Raw genomic sequence first — 15,279 nt, 5'->3', positions numbered from 1 at the left:
AGCGGGGAGTGAGGGGAACGCCATGCTGAACCGCCGGTGGTGGGACATCGCGGTCACGGGCGCGGCGGCGGTCATCGTCGTCGCCCTGCTCGCCGGCCTCGGGTCCGACGAGGCGGGCACCCGCGTGGGCGGCATCGTCGCGATCGTCGTGTTCGCGGTGCTCTACGCCGCGATCGCGCGACCGGTGATCGGCCGCGATCCGGGCTGGCGCTATCCCGTCTTCGTCGCAGCGCTGGGGGTCCTCCTGATCGTCGCGACCTCGGTGGCGCCTTTTCTGGCGATGCTGCAGACCCTCGCCTACCCGCTCGTCTGGGTGCTCGCCCCGCGCCGGCGGCCCGCGGTGATCGCCTCGGGCGTCGTCGCCCTCGCGGTCTGGATCGGCTTCTTCGTCGGCGGCGGTTTCGGCTGGTCGGCGTTCGTGTCGGGAGCGACCACGGCGATCTTCTCGTTCGTGTTCGCGACGGCCCTCGGCCTGTGGATCTACAGCATCGCCGAGTACGGCGAAGAGCGGGCGCGGCTCCTCGCCGAGCTCACCGCCGCACAGCGGGAGGTGGAGGCGCTCAGCCGCGATCGCGGAGCCGCGGCCGAGCGCGAGCGCCTGGCCCGCGACATCCACGACACCCTCGCGCAGACCCTCGCGGGCCTCGTGCTTCTCGCCGAGCGCGCGGGTCGTCAGTCCCGCGAGGGGCAGACGGATGCCGCCGCCGACACCGTCGCGACGCTCGAGCAGATCGCGCGCGAGGCACTGGGCGAGGCGCGCGCTCTCGTCTCGCGCACGGCGGCGGTGCCCTCGGACGCCGCGTTCGAAGCCGCCCTCGAACGCCTCGTCGCGCGGTTCCGGGCCGAGGCGGGGCTCGCTATCGATCTGGATCTGCACGCGGCGCCGGGGGCGGCATCCCTCGCTCGTGAGGCCCAGGTCGTGCTGCTGCGCTGCCTGCAGGAGGCACTGGCCAACGTGCGCAAGCATGCCCGGGCGACGCTCGTGCGCGTGAGCGTGCGAGTGGATGCTGCCGGCGCGGTCGATCTGGTCGTCGCCGATGACGGCCGGGGCTTCGACGCCGGCACCGCACCGCGAGGCTTCGGGCTCGACGGCATGGCCGAGCGTGTGGGGCTGGCCGGCGGGGAGTTCGCGGTCGTGTCGGCCGCCGGGGCGGGGACCACGGTCACGGTGCGCGTGCCCGACGCGGTGGTACCGGCATGATCCGCCTCGTCATCGCCGATGATCACCCCATCGTGCGGGCTGGACTTGCGGGGCTGCTCTCGGACGAGGCCGGGCTCGAGGTCGTGGGCGAGGCCGCCGACGGCGACGCGGCGGTGCGTCTGGCGGCCGCGACCCGCCCGGATGTCGTGCTCATGGACCTGCGCATGCCCGGTGTCGACGGGGTCGCGGCGACCGTGCGCATCGTCGCGGGGGAGGCGGGCGACCCCGCCCCCCGCGTGCTGATCCTCACGACCTACGAGTCCGACGATCAGATCCTCGCCGCGATCGAGGCGGGAGCCAGCGGCTACCTGCTCAAGGCGGCCCCGCGCGACGAGATCGTCGCGGGCATCCGATCGGTCGCGGCGGGGCAGACGGCGCTCTCCCCCCAGGTCGCGGTGGCCCTGGTTCAGCGCATGCGCGAGCCGACAGCATCCCTCTCGCTGACGACCCGCGAACGCGACGTGCTCTCGCGCGTCGCGCGGGGCCGCAGCAACAAGCAGATCGCGGTGGATCTGGGGATCGGTGAATCGACCGTGAAGACGCACCTGATCAAGGTGTTCGACAAGCTCGGTGTCGCCGACCGCACCCGTGCGGTGACCCTGGCCATGGAGCGCGGGCTGCTCTGACGACGTCAGCCGAACTGATTCATCGTGTTGTTGTTGCCGCCGGCCTTGAGGGCCGCATCCCCCGCGAAGTACTCCTTGTGGTTGTCGCCGATATCGCTTCCGGCCATGTTCTGGTGCTTGACGGTCGCGATGCCCTCGCGGATCTCGCGACGCTGCACGCCGCGGACGTACGCCAGCATCCCCTCGTCGCCGAAGTAGCCCTTGGCCAGGTCATCCGTCGACAGCGCGGCGGTGTGATAGGTCGGCAGCGTGATGAGGTGGTGGAAGATGCCCGCGCGAGCCGCTCCGTCGCGCTGGAAGGTGCGGATCTTCTCGTCGGCGAGCCGGGCGAGCGCCGTGTCGTCGTAGGCGACGTTCATGAGGTCGGCGCGGTCGTAGGCCGAGACGTCCTCGCCCTGGGCCGCCAGCAGATCGTAGGCCTGCTGGCGGAAGTTGAGGGTCCAGTTGAACGACGGGCTGTTGTTGTAGACGAGCTTCGCGTTCGGCACCGCCTTGCGGATCTCATCGACCATGCCGGCGATCTGCTCGATGTGCGGCTTCTCGGTCTCGATCCACAGCAGGTCGGCGCCGTTCTGCAGCGCCGTGATGCAATCGAGCACGACACGCTCTTCGCCGGTGCCCGCGCGGAACTGGTAGAGGTTGCTTGCCAGGCGCTTCGGACGCAGCAGCTTGCCCTCCCGCCGGATCACGACGTCGCCGTCGCCGAGAGTGGATGCTGTGACCTCCTCGACGTCGAGGAACGCGTTGTAGCGGTCGCCGAGATCGCCCGGTGCGTGCGAGACGGCGAGCTTCTGGGTGAGGCCTGCGCCGAGCGAGTCGGTGCGGGCGACGATGATGCCGTTGTCGATCCCGAGCTCGAGGAAGGCGTACCGCACGGCATTGAGCTTTGCGATGAAGTCATCGTGCGGGACGGTGACCTTGCCGTCCTGGTGGCCGCACTGCTTCTCGTCCGAGACCTGGTTCTCGATCTGGATGGCGCACGCGCCCGCCTCGATCATCTTCTTCGCCAGCAGGTACGTCGCCTCGGGGTTGCCGAAGCCGGCGTCGATGTCGGCGATGATCGGTACGACGTGGGTCTCGTGATTGTCGATCTGGGACTGGATGAACTCCTGCGCCGTCTCGTCGCCGGCGGCCCGCGCCTCGTCGAGCTTCGTGAAGAGCAGATCGAGCTCGCGGGCGTCGGCCTGGCGGAGGAAGGTGTAGAGCTCCTCGATCAGGGCCGGCACCGAGGTCTTCTCGTGCATCGACTGGTCGGGGAGGGGCCCGAACTCCGAGCGCAGGGCGGCGACCATCCACCCCGAGAGGTACAGGTAGCGCTTGTTGGTCGACTTCAGGTGCTTCTTGATCGAGATGATCTTCTGCTGGCCGATGAAGCCGTGCCAGACGCCGAGCGACTGCGTGTACAGCGACGAGTCGGCGTCGTACTCCGCCATGTCGCGTCGCATGATGTCGGCCGTGTACTGCGCGATCTCGAGGCCCGTGCGGAAGCGGTTCTGCGCGCGCATCCGGGCGACGTACTCCGGGTTGATGGCATCCCAGCTCGGCCCGCTCTGCTGCGCGAGGGTCTCGATGGCGTCGATGTCGTTCTGATAGGTGGTCATGTTCGTCCTTGATCGTGGGTGGATGCGGGGTGTCACTCGTGCTCGACGAGGTACTTCGCGTAGGCGGGCAGAGTCAGGAAGGCCGGGAAGTCGGCGCCGAGGGCTACTTCGCGGAAGATGGCGGCGGCGTCGTCGAACCGGTCGCCGGTCGATCGAGCGGCAGCATCCAGCTCCTGCCCGATCAGGCCTTCGACGTACTCGCGCGTGATGCGCGTGCCGTCGTGCAGCTCGCGGTCCTGGTGGATCCACTGCCAGATCTGCGAGCGCGAGATCTCGGCGGTCGCCGCATCCTCCATGAGGTTGTCGATCGCGACGGCACCCTGGCCGCGCAGCCACGCCTCCAGATACCGGATCGCCACCGACACGTTGCCGCGCACGCCCGCTTCGGTGACGGGCAAACCGATGTGCACGTCGAGCAGGTCGGCGGCGCTCACCTCGACGTCATCGCGCTGCCGATCGAGCTGGTGCGGACGGTCGCCGAGCACCGCATCGAACTCGGCCATGGCTGTCGGGATGAGGTCGGGGTGAGCGACCCACGTACCGTCGAAGCCGTCGCCGGCCTCTCGCTTCTTGTCGGCGGCCACCTTCTCGAACGCGCGTGCCGTCACGTCGGGGTCGCGGCGATTCGGGATGAACGCGCTCATGCCTCCGATCGCATACGCCCCGCGCCGGTGGCACGTCTTGACCAGCAGTTCGGTGTAGGCCCGCATGAAAGGCACGGTCATCGTCACCTCGCTGCGGTCGGGCAGCACGAACCGGGCCCCACGGCCGCGGTAGTTCTTGATGATCGAGAAGATGTAGTCCCACCGGCCGGCATTCAGCCCGGCGCAGTGGTCGCGCAGCTCGAAGAGGATCTCGTCCATCTCGAACGCGGCGGGCAGGGTCTCGATGAGCACCGTCGCGCGGATCGTGCCGTGCGGGATGCCGACGTAGTCCTCGCTGAACGAGAACACGTCGTCCCACAGCTTGGCCTCCTCCGACGACTCGATCTTGGCGAGGTAGAAGTACGGCCCCCGACCACCGTCGATCAGCGCCTGCGCGTTGTGGAAGAAGTACAGCCCGAAGTCCACGAGCGAGCCGGATGCCGCCATCTGGCGACCGAGACGGTCGGTGAACCGGATGTGGGCCTCGGTCAGGTGCCAGCCGCGGGGGCGCATCACGATCGTCGGCGTGCGCTCCGCGGTGACCTCGTAGCGCTTGCCCTCGGGGGAGGTGAACGTCAACTCGCCGCGGATCGCGTCGCGCAGCGAGAGCTGTCCTTCGATCACGTTGCCCCAGGTCGGGCTCGTCGCGTCCTCCTGGTCGGCCAGCCACACCTTCGCGCCCGAGTTCAGCGCATTGATGGTCATCTTCGGGTCGGTCGGGCCGGTGATCTCGACGCGGCGGTCCTCGAGCCCGGGTCCCGCCCCGGCGACACGCCACTGCGTGTCCTCGCGGATGTGCGCCGTGTCGTCGCGGAAGCGCGGATCGTGGCCGTTGCCGATCTCGAAGCGGCGGCGCATGCGGTCGGCGAGGCGGTCATGGCGACGCCCGGCGAAGCGCTCGTGGAGCGCCGCGACGAAGGCCAGGGCATCGGGGGTGAGGATCTCGTCGTATCGCGTCCGCATCGCACCGACGACCTCGAGCGCGCGCCCCGCGCTTGTCGCGGCGCGCCCTGAGCTCGTCGAAGGGCGGGTCATCGTCGGTTCGGTGATGAGGGTCATGATCGTCGTCCTTTGCAGATCCGGTCGGGCCGGTCAGTGGGTCATGCGTCTACTTTGTGTGAATTTGACGCACCGGACTGCACAATCTCGGGGAGAAGATTGAGGAAAATTCACGCTCTGTGACAGAATGCCGAGCATGGCGATCGTAGAAGTCACCGAAGACGAAGAGGCCGAGGCCGACGCCCTGACGATCGGGCGGCGCATCCGTCAGCTCCGCACGGCGCGGGGCATGACCCTCGACGACCTCGCGGGAGCTGTCGAGCGCGCCCCGAGCCAGCTCTCGATGATCGAGACCGGAAAGCGCGAGCCGAAACTCACCCTGCTGCGGGCGATCGCCAAGGCGCTCGGGGTGAGCATCGACGCGCTGCTCGAGGCCGAGCCGCTCGACGAGCGCGCGTCGCTCGAGATATCGCTCGAGCGGGCGATGAAGGGGCAGACGTTCCAGGCCCTCGGCATCCCGTCGTTCCGCATCGGCAAGACGATCCCCGATGAGGTGCTGCGCGCGATGCTGTCGCTGCAGGGAGAGATCGACCGTCTCCGCGACGAGCGGGCAGCGACCCCCGAGGAGGCGCGGCGGGCCAACGTCGACCTGCGCCACCTGATGCGTCGGCAAGACAACTACTTCGCCGATCTCGAGGCGCAGGCGCGGGGGATCCTCGAGGCGGTCGGTCACCCGGGAGGTCCGCTGACCCAGAGGACGGCATCCGACATCGCCGCCCATCTCGGGTTCACCCTGCACTACGTGCCCGACCTGCCGCAGACGACCCGTAGCGTCGCCGACCTGCGCCACGGACGGCTCTACCTCTCGAGCCGCATCTCGGCGAAGGGCGACCCCCGCACCGCGGTGCTGCAGGCGCTGTCGAGCCGGATCCTCGGCCACGCCGAGCCCCGCAGCTACGCCGAGTTCCTGCGGCAGAGGGTCGAGACGAACTATCTGACGGGGGCGCTGCTGATCCCCGAGTCCCACGCCGTGCCGGTGCTGGTCGAAGCGAAGGCGGCGAAGGCGATCTCGATCGAGGATCTGCGCGACGCGTACTCCGTGTCGTACGAGACGGCGGCGCATCGGTTCACGAACCTCGCGAGCGTGCACTTGGGCATCCCGGTGCACTTCCTCAAGGTGCACGAGTCGGGCACGATCACCAAGGCCTATGAGAACGACGACGTCAATTTTCCGACCGACCGTCTGGGCGCGATCGAGGGGCAGATGTGCTGCCGGCGATGGACCAGCCGTGTCGTGTTCGACGTCGACGACCGCTTCAACCCGTACTACCAGTACACCGACACCGGCAACGGCACGTATTGGTGCACGGCGCGCGTCGAGCACTCGAGTGAGGGCGCGCACTCGGTGAGCGTGGGGGTGCGCTTCGACGACACGAAATGGTTCCTCGGCCGCGACACACCCAACCGCGGGGTGTCGAAGCACTCGGTCGAGGTGTGCTGCCGCCGGGCGCCCGCCGACCTCGAGGCGGCGTGGCGTGAGAACGCCTGGCCCAACGTGCGCACGCCCCGCACGCTGCTCGCGACCCTGCCGACGGGGTCGTTCCCGGGCGTCGACACGACCGAGGTGTACGAGTTCCTCCAGGCGCACGCGCCGGGCTGACGCGGCGCCGCCGCGTCGTCGCGCCGCGCCCGCCGCCGCCGCCGCCGCCGCCGCCCGCCGCCGCCCGCCGCGCCGCGCGCGCCGCGCCCGCCGCTACGCCGAACCCACATTTTTGCAGCGAGCCACCATTCGTCGGGTGGGGTTTCGCTGCAAATGTGTGGGTTCGCCGCGACGCGGGGCCCGCGGGGGCAGGGGTGGGCGTCAGTGCAGCGCGCGCAGGTCGGTCCAGAGGTCGGCGCGCGCGGCGAAGCCCGACAGGTCGCGGCCGAGCAGACGGGCGGCGAGGGCCACGTGCGCCCGCACCGTATGACGATGGATGCCGAGCTCCTGTGCCGTGCGTTCGTTCGAGCCGTCCTGCTCGAGCCACGTGCGCAGGGTCGCGATGAGGGTCGATCCCGCGGTCGCGTCGCGCTCGAGCAGGGGAGCGAGCCGCGACCGTGCGACGGCGCGGGCGGCCTCGGCGTCGACGAGGGCGAGGACCCCGTCTCGCGCGGCGTCGCCGAACCGCGCGAGTCCGGTGCCCGCGCCGCGCTCCCGCGCGATCCGCGCCTGCTCGAGCCCGGCCGCGAGCTGTTCGTAGGCCACGGCGTCGGACACGCCGATCCGCAGATCGTGCTCGCGGGCGAGCGCGGCCACCGCCGGCAGCGGATCATCCGCGCCCGCACCCGCACCTGCGCCCGCGCCCGCACCCGCACCCGCGCCCGCACCCGCACCGACGATCAGCACGATGCCGTCCTCGGTGCGGCCGTGGATCACGGCGCCGCGATGCTGCTCGGCGATCGCGTCGAGACCCGTGACGAGGCTCTCGCGGCGAGAGGCGGCAGCATCCGTCCAGGCGATGTGCACGGGGGCGGGGGGTAGCCCGCCCCAGAGCTCGCGGGCCACACGGCGGGCCTCGCCCACGCGCCCCGCGCGCAGCAGCTGCACGAGCGCGCCCCGCAGCTGGACACGCGCCCGGGCGAGGTCGCGCCCCTGCTCGAGAGCCAGACCCACCATCGCGACGACGGAGGTCACGACCACCCGCGCCTCCGCATCGAGGTCGCCGGCCACCGCGATCACGCCGCGCAGATGACCGCCGCGGCCGAGGGTCTGCAGGGTGTACGGCGCCTCGTCCGCCCGCAGGGTCGACGCGGCCCGCGCCCCGCGGCGCAGCACGCGGCGGGCCTCGTCCGCGACGGCCGCGGGCACCCCGGTGCCGAGCGACCCGGGCGGGTGTTCGACGGCCAGCCCGCCTCCACCGTCGAAGAGGCCCACCCACGCGCCCAGCTGGCGGGACAGTTCGGCGATGCTCTCGTCGAGACCGTCCGGGCGCAGGGCGGCGAGAGCGATGGAGCGCTGGGCGGCGAGCGACCAGCTGCGTCGGGCGTAGTCCTGCGCGGCGATCGCCTCGGCGTTGGCGCGCGCGACCGCGATGAACGGGGTGCGGTAGGGAACCTCGAACAGGGGGAGGCGAGCGTCGGCGCACGCGCGGGCGAGAGGCGCGGGAATCCCCGCGCGCACGACCTCGGTGCCGAAGCCCAGGGCGACCACCCCGCGCACGACCAGGCGCGCCACGTAGGCCTCGTAGGGCTCGGGGTCCTCGCCCGCGGTGGTGAACTGCGTGCCGGTGGTCAGCAGCGCCAGCCCCTCCGAGAGGAACGGAGTCGGGTCGGCGAGATCCGAGCTGTGCACCCAGCGGATGGGGGCGTCGAGGGCGCCCGTCGGCAGGTCCTCATCGCGCACGGCGAGTGCGAGTCGCAGCTCGGTTCGGCCGAGCAGTGCTCGCAACGTCGGGGCGGGGGTGTGCGCGTTCACGTCTCCGGTGTACACCTCGTACAGCACGTTCGCAAAGAATGTACACAGGGGCGGATGCTGTCGCGCAGCATCCGCCCCTACGCTCGGCGCTCATGAGCGTCACCGAAACCCTTGCCCCGCGTCCGGTCGGCGGCCCGACACTGCCTCAGGAGCGGCGCCTGGTCACCGAACTGCCGGGACCCCGCTCGCGCGAGGTGCTGGATCGGAAGGCGCGGGCCGTCGCGGCGGGAGTCGGCCACACGGTGCCGATCGCCGCCGTCGCGGCCGGCGGGGGCGTCGTCGTCGACGCCGACGGCAACTCGCTCATCGACTTGGGGTCGGGCATCGCGGTCACGACGGCGGGCAACGCCAATCCCCGCGTCGTGACCGCGGTGACCGAGCAGGTCGCGCGCTTCACGCACACGTGCTTCATGATCGCCCCCTACGAGTCGTACATCGCGGTCGCCGAGGCGCTGAATCGCCTGACTCCGGGCGACCACGACAAGCGCACGGCCCTGTTCAACTCGGGCGCCGAGGCCGTCGAGAACGCGGTCAAGATCGCCCGCAAGCACACGGGACGCCAGGCCGTCATCGCGTTCGATCACGCCTACCACGGACGCACCAACCTCACGATGGCCCTCACGGCCAAGAACATGCCCTACAAGCACGGTTTCGGCCCCTTCGCCGGCGAGGTCTACCGCGCGCCGATGTCGTACCCCTTCCACGACGGCCTCACCGGACCCGAGTCCGCCGCCCGCGCGATCACGCTGATCGAGAAGCAAGTCGGCGCCGAGAACGTCGCGGCGGTCATCATCGAGCCGATCCAGGGCGAGGGCGGATTCATCGTCCCCGCCGACGGGTTCCTGAACACCCTCGTCGACTGGTGCCGCGACAACGGCGCCGTCTTCATCGCCGACGAAGTGCAGACGGGCTTCGCCCGCACCGGACGCTGGTTCGCGAGCGAGCACTTCGGCATCGTGCCCGACCTCGTCGTCACGGCGAAGGGCATCGCCGACGGACTACCCCTGTCGGGGGTGACCGGGCGCGCCGAGATCATGGATTCCCCGCACGCGGGCGGACTCGGCGGCACCTACGGCGGCAATCCGCTCGCGTGCGTCGCGGCGCTCGCGGCGATCGAATCGTACGAGGCGGACGGTCTGCTCGAGCGCGCGTCCGAGATCGGCGCGCAGCTCACCGGTCGTCTGACGGCGCTGCAGGCCCGCGACCCCCGCGTGGGTGACGTGCGCGGCCACGGCGCGATGATCGCGGCCGAGTTCGTCGACCCCGCCACGGGCGCTCCCGACGGGTCGCTCACCGCCCGCGTCGCGAAAGCATGCATCGCGGCCGGCGTCATCGTGCTCACCTGCGGCACCCACGGCAATGTGATCCGCTTCCTCCCGCCGCTGACCATCACCGACGATCTGCTCGCCGAGGGGCTCGACGTGCTCGAGACCGCTCTCGTCGGCGCATGAAGGAGACAGCAATGACCGAGATCAGCCGTGACGTCGTCGTCATCGGGGCCGGCGCGGCGGGCCTGACGGCCGCCAACGACCTGCGGGGGGCCGGTCTCTCCGTCGCCGTGCTCGAGGCGCGCGACCGCATCGGCGGCCGGTTGTGGACCGACGAGATCGAGGGCGCGATGCTCGAGATCGGCGGCCAGTGGGTCTCGCCGGATCAGGACGCCCTCATCGAGACGATCTCGGAGCTGGGGCTCGAGACCTACAGCCGATTCCGCGAGGGCGACAGCGTGTACGTCGGGCCGGACGGCGTATCGCACCGCTTCCGCGGTGAGATGTTCCCCGTCTCGCCCGATACCGCGCGTGCGATCGCCGAGATCACCGAGCGGCTCGATGCGATGGTGGCCGAGATCGACCCCGACCGTCCCTGGGCGCACGAGAAGGCGGCGGAGTGGGACCGGATCTCATGGGATGCGTGGCTGCGCGCACAGACCGACGATGACGAGGCCGTGCGCAACCTCGCGTTCGCGACCGGTTCGGCGATGCTGACCAAGCCCACGCACACGTTCTCCCTCCTGCAGTCGCTGCTGATGGCAGCATCCGCCGGCTCTTACTCGCACCTCGTCGACGCCGACTTCATCCTCGACAAGCGCGTCGTCGGGGGGCTCCAGCAGGTGCCCCTGCTGCTGGCCGAACGGCTCGGTGCCGACGTCTTCACCGGTCAGCCCGTGCGCACGCTGCGATGGGGCCCTTCGACAGGCTCAGAGGCCGCGGCGGGGGTCACCGCCATCGCCGACGGCATGACCGTCCGCGCCCGCTTCGCGATCGTCGCCCTCGCCCCCAACCTGTACTCGCGGATCTCGTTCGAGCCCCCGCTCCCACGCCTGCAGCACCAGATGCACCAGCACCTGTCGATGGGCTTCGTCATCAAGGTGCACGCGGTCTACGACACGCCCTTCTGGCGCGACAAGGGCCTCTCGGGCACCGCGTTCAGCCCGTACGAGCTCTCGCACGAGGCATACGACAACACCAACCACGGCGACTCCCGGGGCACGCTCGTCGGCTTCGTCTCCGACCAGATCGCCGACGACCTGTTCCGCCTGAGCGCCGAGGAGCGCAAGGAGCGAATCCTCGAGTCCCTCTCGCACTACTACGGGCCCGAGGCAAAAGACCCCGTCGTCTATTACGAGAGCGACTGGGGAGCCGAGGAGTGGACCCGCGGCGCCTACGCCGCGAGCTTCGACCTCGGCGGTCTGCACCGGTACGGCGCCGACCTGCGCACGCCGGTCGGCCCCATCCACTTCGCCTGCAGCGACCTGGCAGGAACCGGATACCAGCACGTCGACGGCGCGATCCGCATGGGCCGCGAGGCGGCGGCGCACATCATCGAGGAGGCCCGCGCATGAGCGCACCCGTGTTCGTCGTCGGATACACCGCCACCGACGCCGGCTCCGACGCGGCGGGGCTCGCCGCGCGACTGGCCCGCGCGTCGGCGGGCCGGGTCGAGCTGGTCATGGTGCTGCCGGAGGAGGGGCGCGGCGCGGTCGTTCCCCCCGACGCCGGCTACGACGCGTTCGTGCGCGATCAGGCGGCGCAGTGGCTCGCCGCGGGGTCTGCGAAGATCCCCGCCGGCATCGCGCAGGCCACGCACCTCCGGTACGCCGAGTCCTTCGCCGAAGGGCTGATGGATGCTGCCGCCGACCTCCGGGCCGACTACATCGTCGTGGGGGCCGCGCGCGGCACTCGCGGCGGCCGCTTCGGTCTCGGGTCGGTCGCCAATGAGCTCGTGCACTCGTCGACGGTGCCCGTCGTCCTCGCCCCGGCGGGCGCGGCGGACGTCGACGCCGACGTGACGCGCATCACGGCCGCGGTGGGCACCAAGCCCGGCGCCGACGCACTGCTCGACGAATCGGTCGCGCTCGCCGCCGCGTCCGGGGCGCCCCTGCGCCTGGTCTCGCTCGTCGCCGTCGACATGCCCTCGGGGGTCGACACCGGCGTGATCCGGCTGGCCGGTGCCGCGCACGCCGACCGCGTGCTGCAGAAGGCGCGCGGCGAGCTTCCGGAGGGCGTGGATGCGGAGGCCACCGTCGCCGCCGGCGAGAGCATCGAGGAGGCCGTCGCGAATCTCGGCTGGCAGCCCGGCGAGGTCGTGATGGTGGGATCGAGCCGCCTCGCACAGCCTCGTCGCCTGTTCCTCGGCTCGACAGCATCCAAGATGCTGCGCGAGCTGCCCGTGCCCATGATCGTCGTCCCGCGCACCCGCACCCCCGAAGGAGCCCAACGATGAGCACCACCGACAAGAGCGCCCGCACGGGCGACCCGGTCACCGGCGGACTGTCGAAGAAGGGCCTGAGCGCCGGCGCGGTCGGCCTCATCGGCGCCGTCGTCATCGGCATCTCGTGCATCGCCCCCGCCTACACGCTCACGGCCGCTCTCGGCCCGACCGTGTCCGAGGTCGGATTCCAGGTGCCCGCGATCATCCTCATCGGCTTCATCCCGATGCTCCTCGTCGCCTTCGGGTACCGCGAACTCAATCGGCAGATGCCCGACTCGGGCACCTCGTTCACGTGGGCCGCTCGCGCCTTCGGACCGTGGGTCGGCTGGATGGCGGGCTGGGGGCTGATCGCGGCGACGATCCTGGTGCTCTCCAACCTCGCCGGCATCGCGGTGGAGTTTCTCTTCCTGCTGATCGATCAGATCGCGCAGGCGGGAGGGTCGATCGCCGACCTCGCCTTCAACCCCTTCATCAACGTCATCGTCTGCCTGCTGTTCATGCTCGGGGCCACGACGATCTCGTACCGCGACATGCAGACCACGCAGCGGCTGCAGTACTTCCTCGTCGGATTCCAGGTGCTCGTGCTGGTCGTCTTCTCGATCGCGGCCTTCGTGCACGTCGCGCAGGGCAACGCGTTCGATGGGACCGCGCCCGAGCTGTCGTGGTTCAACCCCTTCGCCGTCGGGTCGTTCACGGCCGTCGTGGCGGGGCTGTCGCTGTCGATCTTCATCTTCTGGGGGTGGGATGTCACCCTCACGATGAACGAGGAGACGAAGGACCCCGAGAAGACCCCGGGGCGCGCGGCGACCCTCACCGTCATCACGATCGTCGTGCTCTACCTCCTGATCTCGATCTCGCTCCTCGCGTTCGCGGGTGTCGGCACGGGCGAGCTGGGGCTCGGCAACGAAGACATCCAGGCCAACGTCTTCTTCTTCCTGAGCGGTCCGATCCTGGGGCCTCTCGCCTTCCTCGTCTCGCTCGCGGTGCTCACAAGCTCCGTCTCGTCGCTGCAGTCGACCTTCGTCTCGCCGGCGCGGACCCTCCTCGCGATGGGACACTACGGGGCGCTGCCGAAGCGCTTCGCCGAGGTCAGCCCGCGCTTCTTCACCCCCGGCTACGCGACGATCGTGTCGGCCGTGGTGGCGTCGGTGTTCTACGCGGTCATGCGCTTCGTCAACGAGAACGTGCTGTGGGACACGATCACGACCCTCGGCCTGATGATCTGCTTCTACTACGGCATCACGGCCTTCGCGTGCGTCTGGTACTTCCGCAGGCAGTGGTTCGACTCGGCGCGCAACGTCTTCTTCACGCTGCTGTTCCCGCTCGTGGGCGGCATCATCCTGGCCACGCTGTTCGTGATCACGCTCGTCGAGAGCATGGATCCCGACTACGGCAGCGGCACGGAGTGGTTCGGCCTGGGCAGTGTCTTCGTGCTCGGTGTCGTCATCATCGGCCTCGGTATCGTCATCATGGTGATCCAGCGCTTCCGCAGCCCCGCCTTCTTCCGCGGTGAGACCCTGTCGCTCGACGCCCCGCCCAGCGCGCGGCGCGCCCGCGCGGAGGCCGGCCGGTGAGCACCGGCCGGGAGCGGGAGGAAGCGCTGCTGGCGGCGGTGCCGACCGGGCTGTTCATCGGCGGCGAATGGATGGATGCCGAGGGTGGCGCGCGCTTCGACGTCCAGGATCCCGCGACCGGGCGCGTCATCCGCACCATCGCCGACGCGACGCCGGGTGACGGCATCCGCGCCCTCGATGCCGCCGTCGCCGCTCAGGAGGAGTGGGCGGCGACCGCTCCGCGCACACGCAGCGACATCCTGCGCCGCGCCTTCGACCTCGTGCGCGAGCGCGCCGACGACCTCGCCCTGCTCATGACCCTCGAGATGGGCAAGCCCCTCGCGGAGTCCCGTGGCGAGGTGACCTACGGCGGGGAGTTCCTGCGGTGGTTCAGCGAGGAGGCGGTGCGGGTCTCGGGCAGGTACGGACTCAACCCCGAGGGCACGGGGCGCGTGGTCGTCTCGCAGCGCCCCGTCGGGCCCTCCTTCTTCATCACGCCGTGGAACTTTCCGCTCGCCATGGCGACGCGCAAGATCGCCCCGGCGCTCGCCGCCGGCTGCACGGTCGTGATCAAACCGGCGGAGCTCACCCCGCTGACCACGCTGATGTTCGTAGGGCTCCTCGCCGAGGCGGGGCTTCCGGCGGGAGTCGTGAACGTCGTCACGACCACGTCGTCCGGGGAGGTCTCGGCGCCGATCATCGCCGACCCGCGGCTGCGCAAGCTCTCGTTCACGGGCTCGACGCCGGTGGGCCGCAAGCTGATCGCGCAGGCCGCCGAGGGCGTGCTGCGCGTGTCGATGGAGCTGGGCGGCAACGCGCCCTTCGTGGTGTTCGACGACGCCGACCTCGAGAGGGCGGTCGAGGGGGCGATGCTGGCGAAGTTCCGCAACATCGGCCAGGCCTGCACCGCCGCCAACCGCTTCATCGTGCACGCGGATGTCGCCGAGGAGTTCGCGGCGCGGGTCACCGCGCGCGTCGCGGCGATGCGCGTGGGGCGCGGCACCGACGACGACGTGCAGATCGGACCGCTCATCGACGAGAAGGCGGTGGCCAAGGCCACCGACCTCGTCGCGGACGCCGTCGAACGCGGTGCCCGCGTGCGGGTGGGCGGCGAGGCGATCGCGGGGGAGGGCACCTTCTTCGCCCCGACGGTGGTGACGGACGTGGCACCGGGCAGCGACATCCTCCGCGAGGAGATCTTCGGGCCGGTGCTCGCGATCGCGACGTTCACGACCGAGGACGAGGCCGTGCGGCTGGCCAACGACACCGAGTACGGCCTCGTCTCCTATGTCTTCACGCAGGACCTCGCCCGCGGCCACCGGATGATCGACCGGCTCGAGACGGGGATGATGGGGCTGAATGTGGGGGTCGTCTCCAACGCGGCCGCCCCGTTCGGCGGCGTCAAGCAGTCGGGCGTCGGCCGCGAGGGCGGCCTCGAGGGCATCCACGAATACCTGTCGACGAAGTACACGCTGATCCCCGCCTGAGCG

At 70.6% G+C, this 15,279-nt stretch carries 11 protein-coding genes; 8 read left to right on the top strand and 3 right to left on the bottom strand.

All coding sequences use genetic code 11. The features are described 5' to 3' along the window. The first annotated feature begins 22 nt into the window (after positions 1 to 22). Entirely contained in the window at positions 23 to 1,201 is a 1,179-nt protein-coding gene (locus AB2L57_RS14550) for a sensor histidine kinase (RefSeq protein WP_409047429.1), read from the top strand. Further along, complete coding sequence (locus tag AB2L57_RS14545; protein ID WP_409047428.1) at positions 1,198 to 1,827, top strand: response regulator; 630 nt, start codon at positions 1,198 to 1,200, stop codon at positions 1,825 to 1,827. Before AB2L57_RS14550 ends, AB2L57_RS14545 begins: the two co-directional genes overlap by 4 nt. A 5-nt stretch (positions 1,828 to 1,832) precedes the next feature. Here AB2L57_RS14545 and AB2L57_RS14540 read toward each other — a convergent pair whose 3' ends face one another. Then, positions 1,833 to 3,428, bottom strand: a complete 1,596-nt coding sequence (locus tag AB2L57_RS14540) for an isocitrate lyase (RefSeq protein WP_409047427.1) — start codon at positions 3,426 to 3,428, stop codon at positions 1,833 to 1,835. Positions 3,429 to 3,460: 32 nt separating this feature from the next. After that, a complete protein-coding gene (gene aceB / locus AB2L57_RS14535) occupies positions 3,461 to 5,131 on the bottom strand; it encodes a malate synthase A (RefSeq protein WP_409047426.1) in 1,671 nt (556 codons plus the stop codon). 136 nt (positions 5,132 to 5,267) lie between these two features. Between aceB and AB2L57_RS14530 the strand changes: the two genes are divergently transcribed. After that, on the top strand, positions 5,268 to 6,731 hold the full coding sequence (locus AB2L57_RS14530; protein ID WP_409047425.1) for a helix-turn-helix domain-containing protein: 1,464 nt from the start codon (positions 5,268 to 5,270) through the stop codon (positions 6,729 to 6,731). A gap of 201 nt (positions 6,732 to 6,932) precedes the next feature. On the opposite strand, the gene AB2L57_RS14525 is transcribed toward AB2L57_RS14530, so the two are convergent. After that, positions 6,933 to 8,525 (bottom strand): PucR family transcriptional regulator, encoded by a 1,593-nt coding sequence (locus AB2L57_RS14525; protein WP_409047424.1) that lies wholly within the window; start codon positions 8,523 to 8,525, stop codon positions 6,933 to 6,935. A gap of 92 nt (positions 8,526 to 8,617) precedes the next feature. On the opposite strand from AB2L57_RS14525, the gene gabT reads away from it, so the two are divergent. The 5 genes from gabT to AB2L57_RS14500 all read left to right on the top strand — a co-directional run bounded on the left by gabT (position 8,618) and on the right by AB2L57_RS14500 (position 15,276). Then, complete coding sequence (gene gabT, locus AB2L57_RS14520) at positions 8,618 to 9,976, top strand: 4-aminobutyrate--2-oxoglutarate transaminase (protein WP_409047423.1); 1,359 nt, start codon at positions 8,618 to 8,620, stop codon at positions 9,974 to 9,976. 11 nt (positions 9,977 to 9,987) lie between these two features. Beyond that, positions 9,988 to 11,367, top strand: a complete 1,380-nt coding sequence (locus AB2L57_RS14515) for a flavin monoamine oxidase family protein (protein ID WP_409047422.1) — start codon at positions 9,988 to 9,990, stop codon at positions 11,365 to 11,367. Further along, the gene (locus tag AB2L57_RS14510) at positions 11,364 to 12,248 is read left to right on the top strand and encodes a universal stress protein (protein ID WP_292814592.1); all 885 of its coding nucleotides are present in this window, start codon (positions 11,364 to 11,366) and stop codon (positions 12,246 to 12,248) included. The genes AB2L57_RS14515 and AB2L57_RS14510 overlap by 4 nt, the downstream gene beginning before the upstream one ends. Then, a complete protein-coding gene (locus tag AB2L57_RS14505; protein ID WP_292814595.1) occupies positions 12,245 to 13,810 on the top strand; it encodes an APC family permease in 1,566 nt (521 codons plus the stop codon). The genes AB2L57_RS14510 and AB2L57_RS14505 overlap by 4 nt, the downstream gene beginning before the upstream one ends. A 71-nt stretch (positions 13,811 to 13,881) precedes the next feature. After that, on the top strand, positions 13,882 to 15,276 hold the full coding sequence (locus tag AB2L57_RS14500; protein WP_292814611.1) for an NAD-dependent succinate-semialdehyde dehydrogenase: 1,395 nt from the start codon (positions 13,882 to 13,884) through the stop codon (positions 15,274 to 15,276). Positions 15,277 to 15,279: the final 3 nt, after the last annotated feature.

Source organism: Microbacterium sp. HA-8, from assembly GCF_046111165.1.
Classification (GTDB): Bacteria; Actinomycetota; Actinomycetes; order Actinomycetales; family Microbacteriaceae; genus Microbacterium.
Note: the sequence above shows the minus strand (reverse complement) of the source record. Positions and strands in the feature narration are given on the sequence as shown.